18 protein-coding genes are annotated in these 17478 nt (G+C 51.1%); 2 read left to right on the forward strand and 16 right to left on the reverse strand.

Annotated features, from left to right (window positions below):
* The first annotated feature begins 13 nt into the window (after positions 1-13).
* Both B212_RS0114630 and B212_RS0114635 read left to right on the forward strand, forming a co-directional pair.
* Positions 14-1666 carry a CotH kinase family protein gene (locus B212_RS0114630; RefSeq protein WP_028530839.1) on the forward strand — a complete coding sequence of 551 codons (1653 nt, stop codon included), beginning with the start codon at positions 14-16 and terminating at the stop codon, positions 1664-1666.
* 134 nt (positions 1667-1800) lie between these two features.
* On the forward strand, positions 1801-2112 hold the full coding sequence (locus B212_RS0114635; RefSeq protein WP_019911617.1) for a hypothetical protein: 312 nt from the start codon (positions 1801-1803) through the stop codon (positions 2110-2112).
* 454 nt (positions 2113-2566) lie between these two features.
* On the opposite strand, the gene B212_RS0114640 is transcribed toward B212_RS0114635, so the two are convergent.
* The 16 genes from B212_RS0114640 to B212_RS0114715 form a co-directional block, all read right to left on the reverse strand.
* Positions 2567-3133, reverse strand: coding sequence for a hypothetical protein (locus B212_RS0114640; protein WP_019911618.1), 567 nt, complete (start codon positions 3131-3133; stop codon positions 2567-2569).
* A 198-nt stretch (positions 3134-3331) separates the two neighbouring features.
* A complete protein-coding gene (locus tag B212_RS0114645) occupies positions 3332-3970 on the reverse strand; it encodes a YcnI family copper-binding membrane protein (protein ID WP_019911619.1) in 639 nt (212 codons plus the stop codon).
* 29 nt (positions 3971-3999) lie between these two features.
* Positions 4000-4665, reverse strand: a complete 666-nt coding sequence (locus B212_RS0114650; protein WP_019911620.1) for a response regulator — start codon at positions 4663-4665, stop codon at positions 4000-4002.
* On the reverse strand, positions 4662-5486 hold the full coding sequence (locus tag B212_RS0114655; RefSeq protein WP_019911621.1) for a sensor histidine kinase: 825 nt from the start codon (positions 5484-5486) through the stop codon (positions 4662-4664). The genes B212_RS0114650 and B212_RS0114655 overlap by 4 nt, the downstream gene beginning before the upstream one ends.
* Positions 5487-5674: 188 nt before the next feature.
* Positions 5675-6433, reverse strand: a complete 759-nt coding sequence (locus B212_RS0114660; RefSeq protein ID WP_019911622.1) for an amino acid ABC transporter ATP-binding protein — start codon at positions 6431-6433, stop codon at positions 5675-5677.
* Entirely contained in the window at positions 6426-7166 is a 741-nt protein-coding gene (locus B212_RS0114665) for an amino acid ABC transporter permease (RefSeq protein ID WP_019911623.1), read from the reverse strand. The genes B212_RS0114660 and B212_RS0114665 overlap by 8 nt, the downstream gene beginning before the upstream one ends.
* 12 nt (positions 7167-7178) lie before the next feature.
* Positions 7179-8036 carry a transporter substrate-binding domain-containing protein gene (locus B212_RS0114670; protein ID WP_019911624.1) on the reverse strand — a complete coding sequence of 286 codons (858 nt, stop codon included), beginning with the start codon at positions 8034-8036 and terminating at the stop codon, positions 7179-7181.
* Positions 8037-8048: 12 nt separating this feature from the next.
* Complete coding sequence (locus B212_RS0114675; protein ID WP_019911627.1) at positions 8049-9059, reverse strand: glutathione S-transferase C-terminal domain-containing protein; 1011 nt, start codon at positions 9057-9059, stop codon at positions 8049-8051.
* Positions 9060-9084: 25 nt separating this feature from the next.
* Entirely contained in the window at positions 9085-10062 is a 978-nt protein-coding gene (locus B212_RS0114680; RefSeq protein WP_019911628.1) for a glutathione S-transferase family protein, read from the reverse strand.
* Between the two features lie 16 nt (positions 10063-10078).
* On the reverse strand, positions 10079-10513 hold the full coding sequence (locus tag B212_RS0114685; RefSeq protein ID WP_019911629.1) for a GNAT family N-acetyltransferase: 435 nt from the start codon (positions 10511-10513) through the stop codon (positions 10079-10081).
* A gap of 277 nt (positions 10514-10790) precedes the next feature.
* Complete coding sequence (locus tag B212_RS0114690; protein ID WP_019911630.1) at positions 10791-11753, reverse strand: hypothetical protein; 963 nt, start codon at positions 11751-11753, stop codon at positions 10791-10793.
* Positions 11754-11774: 21 nt separating this feature from the next.
* Positions 11775-12695: a cysteine synthase A gene (cysK, locus tag B212_RS0114695; protein WP_019911631.1), complete on the reverse strand. Its 921-nt coding sequence runs from the start codon at positions 12693-12695 to the stop codon at positions 11775-11777.
* A gap of 10 nt (positions 12696-12705) precedes the next feature.
* A complete protein-coding gene (locus B212_RS31460; RefSeq protein ID WP_019911632.1) occupies positions 12706-13197 on the reverse strand; it encodes a flavodoxin domain-containing protein in 492 nt (163 codons plus the stop codon).
* 137 nt (positions 13198-13334) lie between these two features.
* Complete coding sequence (locus B212_RS0114705) at positions 13335-13919, reverse strand: TetR/AcrR family transcriptional regulator (protein ID WP_019911633.1); 585 nt, start codon at positions 13917-13919, stop codon at positions 13335-13337.
* Between the two features lie 125 nt (positions 13920-14044).
* Positions 14045-15739, reverse strand: a complete 1695-nt coding sequence (locus B212_RS31465) for a methyl-accepting chemotaxis protein (protein WP_019911634.1) — start codon at positions 15737-15739, stop codon at positions 14045-14047.
* A gap of 171 nt (positions 15740-15910) precedes the next feature.
* The gene (locus tag B212_RS0114715; RefSeq protein WP_019911636.1) at positions 15911-17440 is read right to left on the reverse strand and encodes a DUF4153 domain-containing protein; all 1530 of its coding nucleotides are present in this window, start codon (positions 17438-17440) and stop codon (positions 15911-15913) included.
* Positions 17441-17478: the final 38 nt, after the last annotated feature.

The raw sequence follows: 17478 nt of genomic DNA on the forward strand, positions 1-17478 counted from the left end.
GGGCGGTGCCGGAATGAAAGCACGAGGTAACCGGGCCCTGCCGATGCTGATCTGCCTGCTGCTGATGATCGCTGCAGCCGGTTGCCAGAAAGCAAATACGTCTACCAGCAATAATAGTGCAGCTACGGATACCAAAAATACAGCGGTGTCAAGTGACGAGTTGAACCTGGATACGAAGGTTTTTCCGAAGGACAAGGTGGTGGATGTCAAAATCACCATTGACCCGGATGATTTCCAGGACATGCTGGACAATGCCAGCGCAGAGGAATACAAGATGGCCTCCGTGGAGTATAACGGCATCAAAATGGATAATGTGGCGGTGCGGACCAAAGGCAATTTAAGCCTGCGCAGTGTTGTACAGATGAGCGATTCCGACCGCTACAGCTTCAAGATTTCTTTTGACGAGTATGTGAACCAGACTTTATTCGGCATCAGCAAAATCAATCTCAACAACAATTACAGCGACGCCTCGTATATGCGGGAGTTTCTGAGCTACGAGCTGGCAGAGAGCATGGGACTGCCCACGCCAAAATATTCCTTCGTCAACATCTACGTTAACGGTGAACTGAAGGGCTTCTATCTCGCGGTCGAGCAGATAGGCGATGCCTATCTGGAACGCCACTTTGGCAATTCCTATGGTGCGCTGTATAAAGGCGTAATGACGGGCCAAGGCAGCGATTTGACCTGGCTTGGCGATGACGCTTCGCTCTATACCGGACTTGAGATGAAGTCGGAGAAATCAAACGATAATATTGTCCTCAACATGCTGAACGAGCTGAACAACGGCACTGATTACGAGAAATACCTCAATGTCGATGAGGCTCTGGGCTATATCGCGCTGAATGCCGTAGCCGGCAATATGGACAGCTATCTCGGCAGCAACAAGCAGAATTATTATTTATATGAGGACGACGGGGTGTTCTCAATCCTGCCGTGGGATTATAATATGTCATTTGGCGGCTTGGGAAGCTCGGATGTGCTGATTGATGAGCCGACTCAGGGTGCGCTCGCCGAGCGGCCGCTGATCGCAAAGCTGCTGGCGAATGAGAAGTACAAAGCGAAATATCATGAGATCATCCGCAAGATGCTGGACGGTTATCTGCAAACTGACACCTTCCAGGCCCGGATGGATCAGGTCGATACGATGATCTCCAGCTACGTGAAGGCCGATCCCTCCGCCTTCTACACGTTCGAGCAGTACAAGAGCGGGATTACGGCGGTGAAGACCTTCATGTCAACGATGGCGACGAATGTCTCCCAGCAGCTTGACGGCACCATCCCTTCCTCCGGCGACGGCTCGGGAAGCGGCGGCGGGATGGGCGGCGGCGGCGCGGCAGCGGGCGAGCAGACGCAAGGCGAGGCAGCGCAAAGCCAGGCGGCCGGCGGGCAGCAAGGCGGCGCGGCTCAAGGACAGGCGGCGGGCGGACCGCCCGCCGGAGAGCCAGGCGCCATGGGCGGACCGGCCATTCCCGAGGGCGGCAACGGCCCGGGCGGCGGGATGCAAGGCGGCTTTGGCGGTGGCGGTATGCCGGGCGGCGACTTCGGCGGTGCTGGCGGTGCGCAGCAGCAAGGCAGCGCCGCCGAAGCTATTGCTACTGGCGTAGCCGTTGTTGTCCTCCTGCTGGCTGCGATGTTTGTTAGCTTCTACAAGCGAAAACGGCTGTAATCCGTTACGCTATATCAGTTGAACTAAAGAAAACATAAAAAGGGCCGAAGTGACAGAGGGGAAGTTTGGAACTGTAGGAGCGAACGCGCCCGCCGGAGAGCTTTCCGTAGGAAAGCTGGCCGCATGATCAGGCTATGATTGAATTTCTACCGCGATCAGTGGTTTACATTAGGAAATTCAATCATAACAGCGGCCGGAAGTCCAAACATTCCCGCAGTTACGATCAGCTAGGGCTGGCGCAGCAAAAAGGCATCCGGGTAGATTGCGCCCTAGCCTCCTCCCGTCAAGCCGATGAATATCTAAGCAGTAACGGCCAGCGGCAGCCGTCTGCAGGAATCTACAGTGTTTCCCGGAATGAAAAGGGCGAGGCTGTTGTCTCCTTCAACCCGTCTCAGATGGACAAAGACGCTTCCAAGAAAAACTCACCGGAGGACAAGCGGCTCTAGCAAATCATAAGACTCATCTCCTAATCGGAAAGCGGATGAGTCTGCCCGATTGCAACGGACTGAGCCGCTCTTATTTCTACTGGAAGTCACTTTTCCACAGGTGAACGGACTTCAGCGCCTTTATGGGCGGACTTTCAACCCGAATATCCCTGTCGAAGGGGCAATAAGCGCTATACGGTCCGCTAGCTCGGCTAAATGTATCCCTTTCGGAAAATAAGAGCTTTACGGTCCGTATGGAACAGGAGAATGGATACGACGAATCCCTTTTTCCCCAAACTACAAAGGCTCCGTTCTAAGCCACAGATTTAGAACTCATGCTGTAATAGTTACCTTCTACAAATGCAACCACCTCCGGCACAGCAGCCTAAATGCAGTACTAATAGCCCCCGACGATCAGAACGTCCGGGGCTATTTTATAGACTTGGCACGTATCTACGCAGTGTGGTACGGCGCATTAAGCCTCCTCCAGCTCCAACGCCTCCTCTGCATTCAGAAGATTTATCAGCTCGACCAAATCCCCCGCCGAAGCTGCGGAGAAGCCGTGCTCTGTATTGTTCTGCGTCAGCTCCTGAAGGACATCCTTAATCGCTATCAGCTTCACGCCCTCCGAACGGATGCAATCCAGCTCACGCGTATCCTTCACTTTGCCATGCACGAACCAATATTGCCAATCTGCGCCGCCGGCCAGCGTGTCCCGCAATTTCTTCTTTTTATCCGAGGTGTATTTGATTTCGATCCAGGCCTTCACACTGTCCTTGATGCTCTCAGTGTTTCTTACTTTAGCGCTGGTCTTCGACTTTGCTCCCAGCTTCTCCATCTGCGATTTCGTCAGCTTGCTGATATACGCCACCGGCCGTACGCTGACCTGCACCTCGCAATGAATGTACTCCCAGCCCTCATCGCCATTGTTGCGGACGGCAAGAAAGTCAATTTCGTTCAGCTTCTCTCTAATGCCCCGGATGGTAAAATACCCCTTCTTGTTCAGCCATTCTTCTACCAGAGTTTCCGCTTGAAGCGCCATGATCTTCGTCCTCCTTATTGGCTTGTAAAAAGCATGTAAAATGCTTGTAAAAAGTGCTTAGCTTAATAGAGTTATATTCGCGGTTCTTTTACATAATCCTCCATAATTAACTCTTAAGCGCAAGAAAGGGTGTCCAATTGCCATAAATGGCTCCCGGAACACCCTCCTATACTGTGAACGATTCACCTTTTTCCCGTATCAGGCATGCGGACTGCGGAACAAACCGGCAATCGCCAGCAGCAGCGACAGGATGGATACTCCCAGCGCCACATAGACAGCCGCCGGGGTTGCAGGCTTCTCCTGCCCTTTATCTGTCTGACTCTCCCCCATGTTCATCGAGCTATGATCCATCGCCATACCGGAATGGCTGTCCCCCCCAGCCGCCTGCACAATTTCCGTGATGGAATGCGGTGTTTCCGAGCCCTCTTCGCCGGACCATTCGACTACGCTGCCATCGGCATAATGCTGATAGGCGTTCCAGGCAAGCGCTCCGGCTGCATCCGGATTTTTGGCAGTGAAGTAGAAGCGCTGGAACTGCCCGGCCTGAATGCCCTTCCCGGTGGCGATCCAGCTTACTTTGTTGCCTTCTATGGTAACGTCCCAGCCTGGCGACGCCTCGTATTGCTTGAACTCCGCGCCTTGCGGAATACGCAGGTCAACCTGTGTGGTGGCCGCATCCTTTTCCGAAGGGACCTTGAGTGTATAGGTCTCCCATGCACCGGTGGCCGACTCAGCCGGACTGACCGTTACATGCGCGCTGGCCATAGTGGCGAGCACCAGCACAAGCGCTGCTGCAGGCGCAGCGAGTGTCAATAATTTGCGAAGCAGTTGATTCATGTTACCCCTCTTTTACGTAGATTTTTATCTTATCTTTTCCCCGGAAAATCCCGTCCCCGCGAAGCGAGTCCCTGCTCCAGAGCGTAGCGGGTAAGCTGAGTGCGGTTCTGGAGCTGGAGCTTTTGCAGAATGTTCTTGAGATGGTTTTTGACCGTATGCTCGGAGATGCCCAGGGTAGCTGCGATTTCCTTATTGGTGGAGCCGGAGGATACACAGCCCAGTATTTCCTTCTCCCGCACCGTTAATGCCTCCCGTTCCTCCTTGACAGAGGTGACCGCAAATTCCTTCAGAATCTGAAAAGCCAGCTCCCGGCTGAGCGGAACCTCCTCACTGACAATCGCCTGCAAATATTCGATCCAGGTGGAGGGCGCCAGATTTTTCAGCAGATAGCCCTGCGCTCCTTGCTTCAGCGCTTCGAACAAATTGGAGATTTCGTCCGACACCGTCACGATAACGATTTTGACATAGGGGTATTCCTGTTTGATCCGCTTGGTCGTCTCCAGGCCGTCCATTCCCGGCATTCCGATGTCGATTAGAATCAGATCAGGCATCCACTGCCCGGTCCAGATTATTGCCTCGGCACCGCTCTCCACAACGCCAATCACCTCAAAACGCTCGTCCATCGCCAAAATTTCGCACATCGCCTCACGGGCATGGACATGATCATCGACTACAAGCACCCGGCAGCGGTTCATAATGAGCTTCCCCCTTTAGTGATCTCCACAAGGGTCCCGGAATTGCCCGACCTCACCGTCAGGAGCCAGCCCATGCCTTCAGCACGTTCCTTCATAATCCGCAGCCCGTAACTGCCGCTCACCGCAAAAGGGTCCTCATGCCGAATCCCGGCACCATCGTCTGTAATAGCAACCCTCCACTGCTCTGCTATGCCCTGACCGGAAATGGCCACCTTACCCGCCCGGGTGTGCTTGCGGACATTAATCATCGCTTCGCGGATGCAGGCCAGCAGCTCCGCCTGTTCTGCGGGATTTAGGGCGTCCTCCGGCAGCTTCCAGTCAAGCAGCACATCAACCGAAACCTCTCCGGCGATGTGCGTAAGCTGCTCCTGAACCGACTGCTCAAGCGAAAACGGCTCCGGGCCGGAAACGGGAACCTTGAGGTTGGATATGGCTTCACGGACATAACGGTTGACCTCATGCACGGTTTTTTTGATCTGGTCGATGTTGTCCGCGCTGATCTCACCGTTCTTACGGCTCTGCTCCAGACGCTCGATCCGCACAGAGAGCAGGAATAAAGATTGCGCCATTCCATCATGCAGTTCTTTTGCCAGCGTGTCTCTCGCTTCCATGGCCGTCTTCTGCGCCCGCTCCTGCTCCAGCTCCCGCCCGTTCCGCTCCATAACCGTGAACAGCGGCACCAGCAGCACGATGCTGAACAGGAACACAAGCACAGGCGTTAAGAAATTACCCAGATCCATTGAGATATAAGGCATCAGAAACTGATGGCGCACAACCTCCCAAATCCCCACCATGACTGTAGGCAGCAGCAGGATAAGCACTTTGATTCTCGTATACGTTGCTGTCCCCTCCCAAAACCCTAATATTTACAATAGCACTGCCGCAGCAAACCCCACATGACTCTTTCGGGCTATAGGCAACGGACAAATGTTACAAAATTAAGTATTTAAAATTTCCACAGCAAAAAAAAAGGACTATTCCCTCTTTAGGAATAATCCTCTCTTTTCTTCTAAATTGCAAATTCCGGTTCCTGGTCCCGATAATAATTAGCCAGAAATTGCTTCGTCCGCTCGGATTTCGGTTTGGAGAATACTTCATTCGGCGTTCCGTCTTCCACAATAACCCCCTGATCCAGAAACAGAACCCTGGTAGCCACTTTACGGACGAAATTCATTTCGTGGGAGACCAGCAGCATTGTGTTGCCTTCTTCCGCCGCCTTCTTGATCGTGTCCAGCACCTCGCCGACAAGCTCCGGGTCAAGTGCAGAAGTGGGCTCATCGAACAAAAGAATTTTCGGCTGCATAGCCAGCGCCCTGGCAATCGCAACCCGCTGCTGCTGTCCGCCGGATAGCTGCTTCGGATAATAATGCACCTTATCTGACAGACCGACCCTTGCAAGCTGCCCGGCGGCAATTTGGCACGCCTGCTCTTTTGGTATTTTCTTAACCACAATTAAGCCTTCCATAACGTTCTCCAGCGCCGTCTTCTGCCGAAACAGATTGAACTGCTGAAATACCATCGCCGTGCTTTTTCGCAGCTCCAGCACATCCGCTTTGCTTCTTCTGGTGATGTCCACCGTCAGCTCGTCAATCTTGATCGTTCCTTCATCCGGCACCTCAAGCAGGTTGATGGATCTTAGCAGCGTGGATTTGCCGGCACCCGACGAACCGATTACCGCGACTACATCGCCTTTTTGAATCGTCAGGTCAATGTGATCCAGCACCTTATGTTTATGGAATGATTTTGTTAATCCCCGAATCTCAATCAAGGATAACCTCTCCTTTTCTCTTCCGCATACTCCTGAAGTCAATATCCAGCCGTTTCTCCAGAAAGGCAATCGCTTGTTCAATGATTATGGTCAGTGCCCAATAAATCAAAGCCAGGGAGCAATAGGATTCAAAGAACCGCAGATTATTCCCGGCCAAAATTCTCGACTGCGCGGTAATCTCCACTACCGAACAAACAAACGCCAGCGATGTTCCTTTCATCAGGCCAATCAAGGCATTGCCTAACGTGGGGAGTGCCACGACAAAGGCTTCCGGGAGAATGATCCGTCTTAATACTTGCCCCCCGGTCATGCCCAGTGAATGCGCTGCTTCACTCTGGCCTTTGTCAACAGAGAGCAGGGCTGCCCGGATAACTTCGGAGTTATACGCCGCTTCATTTAGCGACAACGCCAGCAGCACATAGAATAACGCCGGAATGGAATTCACGTTATAGCTTGTATCATGGTAGTAATTATAGTATTTCAGAATCAGCGGGATGCCCGCATAAGACAGATACAACTGAACCAGGATGGGAGTTCCCCTGATAAACGAAATGAATACGACGCTTATCTGATACAGCACAGGGATTCTTTTCATTTTAATAATCGCCAGCAGTAGTCCCAGCAGAAGTCCGGCCAGCATAGCAATTACAGTCAGTTCAAGGGTAACCGGCAAATACCTGAGCAGCTTGGGAATGAGTGTAAACACTAATTCAATATCAAATATATTAGGCATATGACGTATCCTTTATTTAACTTCCGGTGCAAAATCGCCATTCAAATATTGCTCGCTGATCTTGGAAATGCTGCCATCCTTGATTAATGCCTGTATCCGCTGATTTACATCCTTCTCCAGTTGCCCGCTGTCCTTGCCTTTGCTGAGAATCAGGTAGCTGTAAGGAACGCCGATCCGGTCAGTGTCTTCCTGTGACAACGGAATAGCTTTCAGCTTCAGGCCATACTCCTTAATATAGAGCTGCAGCATGGCGGCATCAATCAAGTTGAAATCATCAGCGCCGCTCTCTACATTTTGCAGAATAGTCGCCAGCTCGGCATCGCTATATTTAAGTACGACCGGAGTTTTAGCGCTCTCCTTGTTGTACTTTTCCAGTGCTACCGTGTAGTTTACGCTTGGGCTGACCTCGGTCGTCTTACCTTCCAGATCGGCAAAGGATTTGATGTCGTCGCGGTCTTCCTTCACGGCAATGACAAACTGATTTTTAAAGATAGGGTCCGAATAGATATATTTCTCTCTTCTTTCCGCATTGCTGGCAAAATTGTTGGCCCCGATCTGATAACGGTCGGAATCCAGTCCGGCAAAAATCGAAGGAAACTCAGTTTTTTCAATATTAATTTTGTATTGCGGCAGGCCTTCAAAAATCTTTTTGACAATCTGTATGTCATACCCGTCGATTTCATTGCTGTCATTTACATAAGAGAAGGGCTTCGGCGCGCCGCCTGTAGCAATATTGATTGTTGTTTTCTCGTTGTTTGCAGCACTATTGCTGCCTTCTTTTTCAGAAGCGTTATTATTCCCGCAAGCCACTACTCCCACCAGCAGCACCGCCGCCGTCAAACTGAGCCCAAGCTTTTTCCATGTCTTCATCATCATGTCCCCCTATGGTCTGGTCTTGAATTTCTGCTGTGGATCAGCGCTCTTGTCCTCTCTGTTATGCGGCGCCGACCATAGACCTTCGTAATCAATCTGATCCCAAAAACGGGTATTGTAATCAATAAAAATAGTCGATTTGTCACCGTTTGCCTTCGCCAGATCCCGCAGGTACGTATTGTTCTTAAAAGCCGGAATGGCATACAGGTCGCGCGCATACCCCCAGATGTTCTTAAAATCCACAATGCGGTTGCGGATCGGCCCCAGATTGCGGAAATAATACGTATCAAAACGCGCCAGCGTAACAAACAACCGGACGTCCGAATCAGTGACATAATCCCCGAACAAAAACCGGTTCGTCTCCAGCCTGTCCTCTATGGAATCCAACGCCGCATACAGATGCTCGAAAGCATCGTTGTAAGCTTCTATGGACTGGGCGAACATGGCCTTATACACACCGTTATTGACGTTATCGAATAAGAAGTCGTTATATTGGTCTATTTCTGCTCTTAGCTCTGCCGGATATAGATCCGGGGCGCCTGCCTTATGAAAGGGGGCAAATTCATTCTCCAAATAATTGGTCAGCCAGACGTAATCGTTATTCACAACTTTCCCGGTGGTGATATCGACTACTGCAGGTACCGTTGGTCTTCCTTTATATTCGGGATCGGCATTCGCATACAATTCACTAAGAAACTGTACGCCCAGCACCGGGTCGCTCTGGTTCTCATCGTAGACAAATTCCCAGCCCAGATTCTGTTCATGCTTGCCGCGCCCGACCAGGTTAATGCTGATCGCTTCTTCCAGCCCGAGCAATTCCCTTACAATGGAGGCGCGGTTCGACCAATGGCAGCCTTTCGCCCAGATTAGACGGTAACGTCCCGCTTCAACCGGAAGCTGGCCTTCTCCCTCGCCAAAGGGAGCTGTGAAATGATTTTTTTGTCGGACAAAATAGCCTCTCCCGTCGATCTCATGCTCGGTTTCCTTGGGTCTTACACGTACATTTGGTGCGGATGTCATTGATATCGCCTCCCAGGCTGTTCATTTATTTGCTGAATTTGTTTCTGTCGTGAGGTTCATTCCAGATGGATACATCAGGTCCTTTGGCTAGAAGCTGATAGGGATTGTTCGCATGATTGCCAAGCTGATACCCTCTTTTGATCGAATCAAAGTCTGTCGTGTCGCCAAAGCCGGGGGTCTGATAGAGATCCTTCGCATAGTTCCAGATATTCGGAAAATCAATAATGCGGTTGCGGTTGGTTCTGAACACGGAATAATAAGCTGCGTCGAAACGCGCCAGTGTCACATAGAAACGGACATCCGAATCGGTGAGGGTATCGCCGAATAAATATCTTCGGGTGGACAGTCTCTCCTCGAGCTGATCCAATCGGGCAAATAATAGATCATACGCTTGTTCGTAGGCTGCCTGCGACTGGGCAAACCCCGCCTTGTAGACTGCGTTATTGACTTCGTGGAACAGAATATCATTGAATTCGTCTATTTCAGCTCTTAACTCCTCTGGATACAGATCAGGTGCTCCCGCTTTATGAAAAGGCTTGAATGCAGTTTCGAAGTAATTGGTGAGTCTGAAGTAATCATTATTAACGACTTTTCTCGTAGTTACATCCACTACCGTAGGCACTGTTGCCCTACCGCTGTATTCCGGATCTGTCTCGGCATAAATTTCGGGCAGATAACGAATCCCCAGCACAGGATCAACGCCGCCTTCATCCAAGGAGAACTCCCAGCCGTTCTCTGTGCGGACAGGACTTGCCGTGCCCAGACTGATGATGTCCTGTAGTCCCAACAGTTCACGTACGATTACAGCGCGATGTGCCCAAGGGCAGATCCTTGCCCACAGCAGACGGTAGCGGCCAGCTTCCACCGGCAGTTCACCGGGACTGTCGCCAAAAGGAGCCGTGAAGCGGTTCTTCTGGCGGTTGAATGCTCCTTCTTTTGTAATTTCATGTGCGTCTTCATGATTTGCAATGTTTGTATCAAGGACCGTGTTGTCTTTTGCCATAACCGATCTCTCCTTTTCAATGGAATTCTTTTTCCGTATGCACAACAGGAATCGAGGATGCTATAACGATCTCGGGTTTTGCGGTATAACCCAAGCTTTCATAGAAGCCTACTGCCTGCTGCTGGCTCGTAATCACAATCTTGCGGAACTCCAGCTCTCTGATCCATTTCTCTGCTGCCTCAATCAGGCTTCGGCCATATCCCCGGTGCTGGAAATCCGGAATAACGCCCACACGCTCAATCTTGGCGTATTCTTTGTGCTTCAGATTGATCCGGGCAGTCGCCACAGCAACCCCGTCCTCTTCCAGCAACAGATAGTAATACTGCTCCCCGTAGACTTCATCAAACTCCAGTTCTTTGGGAATGCCTTGTCCTTGCACAAAAGCTTTGGTCCTGACTTCGTAGACACCAGCCAACTGCCAAACCGAATTCACTCTGTAGATGGTTGTCATATCTCTGCCCCTTTTATCCTCATAAAACTTAGAAGTTAAGTCGGATTAATAAAAGTGTTTCTCCTTTCTGTCGACATCATGTTAGGTTTTGAAATGATTCTATAAGAAATCCAATCTGTGAACTGTGATAAATGTCACAAGTTTTCAATTAAATTTATTATTCCAATCAATATTGTCGGTTAATATGTAGAATGAAGCTTATTGGGTCTACATAAAAACAGATGCGGCTCTCGCCGCATCTCAGTATTGTTACGTATTGGTTCTTCCGTTCTATGCGCTATATCGGCGAGGTATACCGGCTGTATTGAATATCCAATTCCTTAATACCCGCTCCTTGCTGGAGCAGGAAGAAGGAATTCACACCCTCCGCTCCCCACCATTCCAGACCAAGCGCAGTCCCGCTTGCCGTCTTGGCCGCAAACAACAGAGTGAACATGTCCGGGGTGACCTCACCGCCGTCATCCACGCGCCATACCGAATATGCATCATCTTTGATTTCAGCGGGATAATCCATAAAGCTAAGCTCATTACCTTCCCGCAAAACGAGACTGAACAGCATACCCTTACCCTGTCTCACGAACTGAACCAGATAAAGCTGGCGATCTCCCTGCAAATCCGCGAGCTTCCAGATCGACTGAATGTCCCGCTGCTTAAACGCAGCAATGTCTTTCCGCATGGGGTCATCCGCCCCAAGCTGCTTCTGCTCCCCGGCTGCCGGTTTAACCGCCAGCAAGGACTGGAGATTAAATTCAGCGGAGTCAGCCAGGTAATAGCTCTGATCCGTCAAAGCACTGCCTTCCTGAACCGTAAAAACATACCCGGACAGATTAGCAAAATTATTCGCCATGTCTCTGCCGTTGCTGTTCGCATTGCCGGGCTGCCATTTCTCGAACGTTACCGTAAGGGTCTGACCGTTATTGCCGATAGCGGTGTTGAGCGACTTCATCCGTTCCAGCTCCCCGTCATTCTCCGCTGTGGCAAGAATGTGCTTGCCGGTGCTGTCGGCAAACCCAAAGCTGGATGACAGCTTGGCGGTATCCAGATAAGCCACCGGTGCTTCTGAGGCTGCCGGTTCACTGCTGACACCGGAATCAGCCGTTGCCGCCGGGGACGGTGTGACCTGCACTTCGGCTGACGGCGAAGCGGTAGATTTGCTCCCTTCATCAGACTCTCCATGCTGTGAAGAGCATCCTGACAGCAGCAAGAGAACCGCCATTAAAGTCCCTAATCGCTTCAGCATTCACTTCCCTCCACTCCCAAGTTAAAAAATCCCCATGCTAAGGTAACGTTCACCCGTATCGGGAGCAATGCAGAGAACCCGCTTACCGCTGCCCAGCCTCCGCGCTTCCTGAAGCGCCGTCCAGACCGCCGCACCGCCGGAAGGTCCAATCAACAGCCCTTCGGTGCTGGCTAGCAATCTGACCATTTCGAGAGCGTCCTCATCTGCGACCTGGGCAATTTCATCATAGACCTCTGTATTCAGAATCGCGGGCACAAAGCCCGGGCTGGTTCCAACCAGCTTATGCGGTCCGGGCTGGCCCCCGGAGAGCACCGGAGAGCCTTGGGGTTCTACGACCACAATGCGGATGTCCGGCAGTTCCCGGCGCAGCACCTCTCCGGTTCCCGTAATGGTTCCGCCGGTTCCCGAAGTGGCGACGAACGCATCCAGCCGTCCTTCCATCTGCGCCAGAATCTCCAGCGCCGTAGTTGTCCGGTGTATGTCCGGGTTCGCCGGATTCTCGAACTGCTGGGGAATGTAGCTGCCCGCAATTTCCCTGCCAAGCTCCAGCGCCTTGGCAATGGCCCCGGGCATCCGCTCCGCTGCCGGAGTCAGCACCACTTCAGCGCCGTACGCCTTCAGAATATTGATCCGTTCCTTCGTCATATTATCCGGCATAACAAGTATGGCCTTATAGCCCTTGGCCGCTGCGTTCATAGCCAGCCCAATGCCGGTATTTCCGCTCGTAGGCTCAATAATGGTTCCGGCGGGCTTGAGATGTCCAGCAAGCTCCGCTTGATGGATCAGATTATAGGCCGCACGGTCTTTTACACTGCCGCTGGGGTTGAACAGCTCCAGCTTCACATACAGCTCGGCATCCTGCGGGCCGGTCAGACGGTTCAATCGGACCACTGGCGTATCGCCGATCAGTTCGGTAATGTTGTTGACTACTAGCGATGACATCGAAAGCCCCTCATTTCTTGTGCTGTTTATCCTCCATTGTAGCGCTGCGGAGCGGCTCTTGTCGATTCTCAAGCAGAATCTTTGCGAACACACGCGCACGTTCCAGATCATTTTCATCAGGATGTCCCTTTTTATCCATATTGAATCCAAACGGGCTGAATTCCCCGGGACAGTAGAATTCGCCGATGATGGTACAGCCTTTCAGCGTAAGCATCTCTGTAATCAGCTCTTTCTTTTTAAACTCACCTGAGCCTGATGTGCAAAAAATGAATACCTTCTTGTCCGTACGTAGCATTTTCCGTATGAATTTGAAAATCTTTTTATGAAGCTTGGAAGCGTAAATGCCCGACCCAAAACCGATCAGATCATATTTCGCCAACACTTCCGGCCGGACGTCTTCTACCTTGGCGATATCTGCATTCATGACCAGTGCCATAACCTCTGCGATTTTTGCTGTGTTCATTTTGTGGACCGATTTGTAAATAATCAATGTTTTCATCATTACACCTCTCTCTTCAATATATAATCATCATATGAATGAACATAAATAAATTCATTCAATTTATTAAAAAAATAATGCGCGTGAAGCAAAAATAATATTCACCCGCATTTTTTCAGTGTATTTAACATGCTTTCATTTTATGGCTGAATATCCGTCAGACCCTTCATCACAAACTCCACTAAATAATCCATGATCTGCGGGAAATGCTGAATGCCAATCTGCTCCTTATGTATATCTATATAGGGTATGGAATTTAAGAGGGCTAGTATAAGATCATCGTCCAGATCCCTTCTTATTTTTCCTTCAGATTTCCATTTTTTGATCAGCTCGGAGGCTGCACTATTCGTAAATTCATCGACGCTCTCAATACCGCCTTTTTCATAAAACTCCTTCTCCAGCTTGCTGAAAAGCTCCCTGTTATACCATTCCTTCAATATTGGATTCGAAATCATGCCGTTATAATTCAGCGCCAATACTTCTTTGAGCAATTTCAGGGGCTCCTCGTCAGGGTTAACCGTCTCCATAATGTGCTGCTTCAGTTTTTCATTTTCTTTCAAATAAATCTCCATGAAGAGCTTCTCTTTCGAGGCGTAATAATTATAAAATGTACCTACCGCCATCCCTGCCATCCTGGTAATGTCGGAGACATTGGTATCCTTAAAACCTTTGGAGCTGAACAGCTCTTTCCCGCATTTGAAAAGTTCAGTTTTTTTATCTTCCATAGCTATCAACTCCATTCTCTTGAATGAATTCAATATTATTCATTCACATTGTAGCACAGCAGTCTCCACCTTACAATCTACAGAAGAAAACCCCGCCGTCTCCGGCAGGGCCAAGGTCTATTAGGCTACACGTTAAATCTGGCTACCAGTCCCTGCAGCCCTTGAGCGAGCGAGCTCAGCGCGCCGGCTGAAGAAGCGATTTGTTCCACCGAGGCCATCTGCTCCTGTGAAGCGGCTGCGACCTGCTGCGTGCTCGATGCCGTTGTTTCAGAGATATGTGTCACGGTGCGGATGGATTCCACAATTTCTTCGGTTGCCGCTGTAATTTCTTCCACTGCTCCCGAGACCTCCTGCACCTGTCCGGCTAACGCATCTATGGAGATACGAATCTCGCCGAAGGAGTGTCCGGCCTCTTCAATAATCTCCGTACCGCCCTGCACCTCGCTCATGCTCTTCTTCATGACCTTCACCGCGTCATCGGCGTCGGATTGAATGCCCGCTGCCATCACAGCGATAAGATTGGCCGATTCACCGGATTGTTCCGCCAGCTTGCGGACCTGATCAGCCACCACGGCAAACCCCCGGCCCTGCTCTCCGGCCCGCGCCGCTTCGATGGTTGCGTTAAGCGCCAGCATGTTGGTCTGCGAGGCAATGCCTTTGATAACATCCACAATGCTGCCGATTTCCCGTGAACGGTCCACGAAGCCAAGCACCTGCCCGGACAAAGACTGAATTGAGCGGTTAATCGAGTCCATCTGGCTGACCGCAGCCTGGAGAGACACATCACCGGCAAGGGCGAACTCGCTTGATCGCAGTGAAGCTTCCGAAATATCCTGCACGCTGGAGGCAATCTGCTGGATGCCGGTGGACATCTCCACAATTGTTGTCATATTCGTCTGCAAATCATTCATCTGCCGGTCATTGCCGGAAGCAACCTCGCCCATAATGCCGGCAATCTTTTCCGTAGCTTCGGCGGTGACGCCGCTCTCGGAGGTAAGCTTGATCGAGGAAGCCGCGAGGCCGCTTGCCGACTCATTCACCTGTCCGATCAAAGAGGCAAGGTTGTCCGTCATTTTGTTAAAGTTACGGGCTAACTCGCCAATCTCATCCTTCGTCCGCACATTAAGCTTGCGGGTCAGATCCGCATCCCCTTCGGCAATTTCCTGCAATTGCGCATTTACACTGCGGAGCGGCTTCACAATTCGCGCCGACAGGAGCAGTGCAACGACTGCAGCCAGCAGCACCGACAACCCCGTCACGCCAAAGCTGATCACCATCGCCGAGCTGCGGTGACTGGCCGCCTGGGTCTGCTCCTTCTGAATTTCTTCACCAAGCACGTTCTCAAAAACCAATTGGGACGCAATGATTTTATCCAGCGAAAGGTTAGTGAACTCTTTTTGCGCATTCGGGAATTCCCCTGCTTTGGCTTTGGCAAAGGCGCTCTCCAGCACCGTCAGATAATTGCTCCATTCGCTCTCCAGTGTAGTAAGCCCGGACAGCTCTGCGTCATTCAGCCCGGTCTTCTTAAGCTCCCCAATCGCCTCGGTAATCCCGGGAACCTTAGCCTCATAGCCGGTGAGATACGTCTTTCTTTCCTCATCCGTATTGCTCATAACATACCTTGCAGCCAGTCCGTCCGCCGTGCGGATCTTGTCTGTCAGCCCCTGCACCAGCGACAGCTTGCTGTAGTTGCGGTTAATTTGATCGCTCAGCATAGTGGCTTTGCCCTGGAAAAGCGTATTTCCGGCAATGGCAGCGATAAACACGATAATAACTGCGGTGAAGCCGAGCAGAATTTTGGCGCGGATTTTTGTAAACATATGTATTCCTCCAGATCTGTATGTATTCTGTACCTCTTGTGTTTCTAGTGCTTTCATCCTACTGCAAAAGGCTTAAATTCATCTGAAGTTAAACTGAGCATTCGCTGAAAAAAGACCGTCCTTCCGGCCAAAGCAGGAATTGACGGTCTTCGTTTAACTTAATGACGGCAGCTATTTTGCAAAATATTGATCCAGCGCCCGCTCCGCACGAGACTTCGCCAGATTGAAGGAAGGCCACTTTCGTGTAACCTGCGCGTAATTCTCACGCTTATCGTGCAGAATGGTGTCCAGCTTGCCGTTCTCCTGCTTGCTGAAGGCAATCAGCTTCGGCACAACGTCCGGCGACAGCCGCTCCAAATAGCTCGTATCCAGCTTGCCGCTGGCCTCATACCGCTGGATATTTTGTTCCGCGATAATGGCATCCATCCCGATAAAGTTGATCAGTACATAGGAGAGCAGCCCAAGCAGAATGTAGCATTTGGCGAGCGGGAACCTCACCTTGCTGATCCGCACCGCGGCAATCACGAGCAGCAGCCCAAGGAAAACCATAAAAGCATGCACCAGGAACCGGATATACGTGTATCCATAGGCCTCTTCGTACAGCGTCAGCCGGGAATAGGCGGAGTACAGCATGACCATAGAACAGAGCACGAGGATATAGAGCAGAAAATTCACTGTTTTGGGCAGCAGACCTTTCTTCTCCCCTACCGAGTGGAGCGATAGCAGCAGAATGGCGAAATTGATCGAGGTCACCACAATCAGCTCCACAAAACCGCTCCGCGCATAATCAGCATACGTGCTCCCCTCCGGCAGAATCCCCTCCCAGGCACCGAACAGGTAGGAGAACTGCACACTTACGAACAGCACATATACCGTATTGATGACCGTCAGGATTGTTGTAATGATTACCGGGTCCACCCGCAGCGACAGGGGATCAGGGAACAGATCAGAGATCGGCTCCGGCGCAGGCCCGCCTTCCATATTCAGCATCGGCTTCGGGTTCCACTCATACAGCTTGTAATCCACGAAACCCCAGACAAAGCCGAACATTCCCATGCCCAAGAGCACAATCCACAGCACCCGTGCAAAACCTTCGCCAAAAGAAATCCGTTCCAAATATTGCGGGAGCTCCGCCAGCATCTGATGGAACACACCGTCCGCCGAGGAGAGCAGCGATATGACAACGACCAGCAGCGGAAACGAGATCCCCAGCCCGATCAGCACTTTAAAAAGCACCCGCTTGCGTTCGTCCTCCATCTTGCTGCCGGGTCTGCGGATGAGCTTGAACAGGGTAGCCCAGTGCCGCAAGCCTTGGGTAAAAAAATGCTCCAGCGCCGCGCCGATCAGCCCGAATCCGCTCCAGGACGGCTGCTTGTAGCTAAGCATGTAGGTCATATGTAATAAGATTAGCACCGGAAGCACCAGCGAGTTCAGCCCGAAGAAAATCCAGTTGGCAAACAGTACATACGTCAGAGAGAGCAGGAACACCGCCCCCAGCCAGATATAGCTGAACACTGTAGGCTTACGCAGCTTGTCCTTGGCAAAATAGAGCATATACGCATAGAACAGACACACGAAGATCGGCAATGAAATTCCCGCCATCTTGCCATAGAACAGGTACTGGTGGACGACCGCCAGCAGAAATGCAGCCACTAAAGCCTGGATAGCCCGTTCCGGTTTCGGTACCGCTTGATCACTCATGGTAAATACCTCCATCTTCTTACTATCTTATCCTGATT

The sequence above is a fragment of the Paenibacillus sp. HW567 genome, from assembly GCF_000374185.1.
Lineage (GTDB): Bacteria > Bacillota > Bacilli > Paenibacillales > Paenibacillaceae > Paenibacillus_AQ.

Coding starts and splice junctions, on each gene's coding strand:
- B212_RS0114630 (WP_028530839.1), top strand. CDS start 14: ATGAAAGCACGAGGTAACCGGGCCCTGCCGATGCTGATCTGCCTGCTG.
- B212_RS0114635 (WP_019911617.1), top strand. CDS start 1,801: ATGATTGAATTTCTACCGCGATCAGTGGTTTACATTAGGAAATTCAAT.
- B212_RS0114640 (WP_019911618.1), bottom strand. CDS start 3,133: ATGGCGCTTCAAGCGGAAACTCTGGTAGAAGAATGGCTGAACAAGAAG.
- B212_RS0114645 (WP_019911619.1), bottom strand. CDS start 3,970: ATGAATCAACTGCTTCGCAAATTATTGACACTCGCTGCGCCTGCAGCA.
- B212_RS0114650 (WP_019911620.1), bottom strand. CDS start 4,665: ATGAACCGCTGCCGGGTGCTTGTAGTCGATGATCATGTCCATGCCCGT.
- B212_RS0114665 (WP_019911623.1), bottom strand. CDS start 7,166: ATGCCTAATATATTTGATATTGAATTAGTGTTTACACTCATTCCCAAG.
- B212_RS0114670 (WP_019911624.1), bottom strand. CDS start 8,036: ATGAAGACATGGAAAAAGCTTGGGCTCAGTTTGACGGCGGCGGTGCTG.
- B212_RS0114675 (WP_019911627.1), bottom strand. CDS start 9,059: ATGACATCCGCACCAAATGTACGTGTAAGACCCAAGGAAACCGAGCAT.
- B212_RS0114680 (WP_019911628.1), bottom strand. CDS start 10,062: ATGGCAAAAGACAACACGGTCCTTGATACAAACATTGCAAATCATGAA.
- B212_RS0114685 (WP_019911629.1), bottom strand. CDS start 10,513: ATGACAACCATCTACAGAGTGAATTCGGTTTGGCAGTTGGCTGGTGTC.
- B212_RS0114690 (WP_019911630.1), bottom strand. CDS start 11,753: ATGCTGAAGCGATTAGGGACTTTAATGGCGGTTCTCTTGCTGCTGTCA.
- cysK (WP_019911631.1), bottom strand. CDS start 12,695: ATGTCATCGCTAGTAGTCAACAACATTACCGAACTGATCGGCGATACG.
- B212_RS31460 (WP_019911632.1), bottom strand. CDS start 13,197: ATGATGAAAACATTGATTATTTACAAATCGGTCCACAAAATGAACACA.
- B212_RS0114705 (WP_019911633.1), bottom strand. CDS start 13,919: ATGGAAGATAAAAAAACTGAACTTTTCAAATGCGGGAAAGAGCTGTTC.
- B212_RS31465 (WP_019911634.1), bottom strand. CDS start 15,739: ATGTTTACAAAAATCCGCGCCAAAATTCTGCTCGGCTTCACCGCAGTT.
- B212_RS0114715 (WP_019911636.1), bottom strand. CDS start 17,440: ATGAGTGATCAAGCGGTACCGAAACCGGAACGGGCTATCCAGGCTTTA.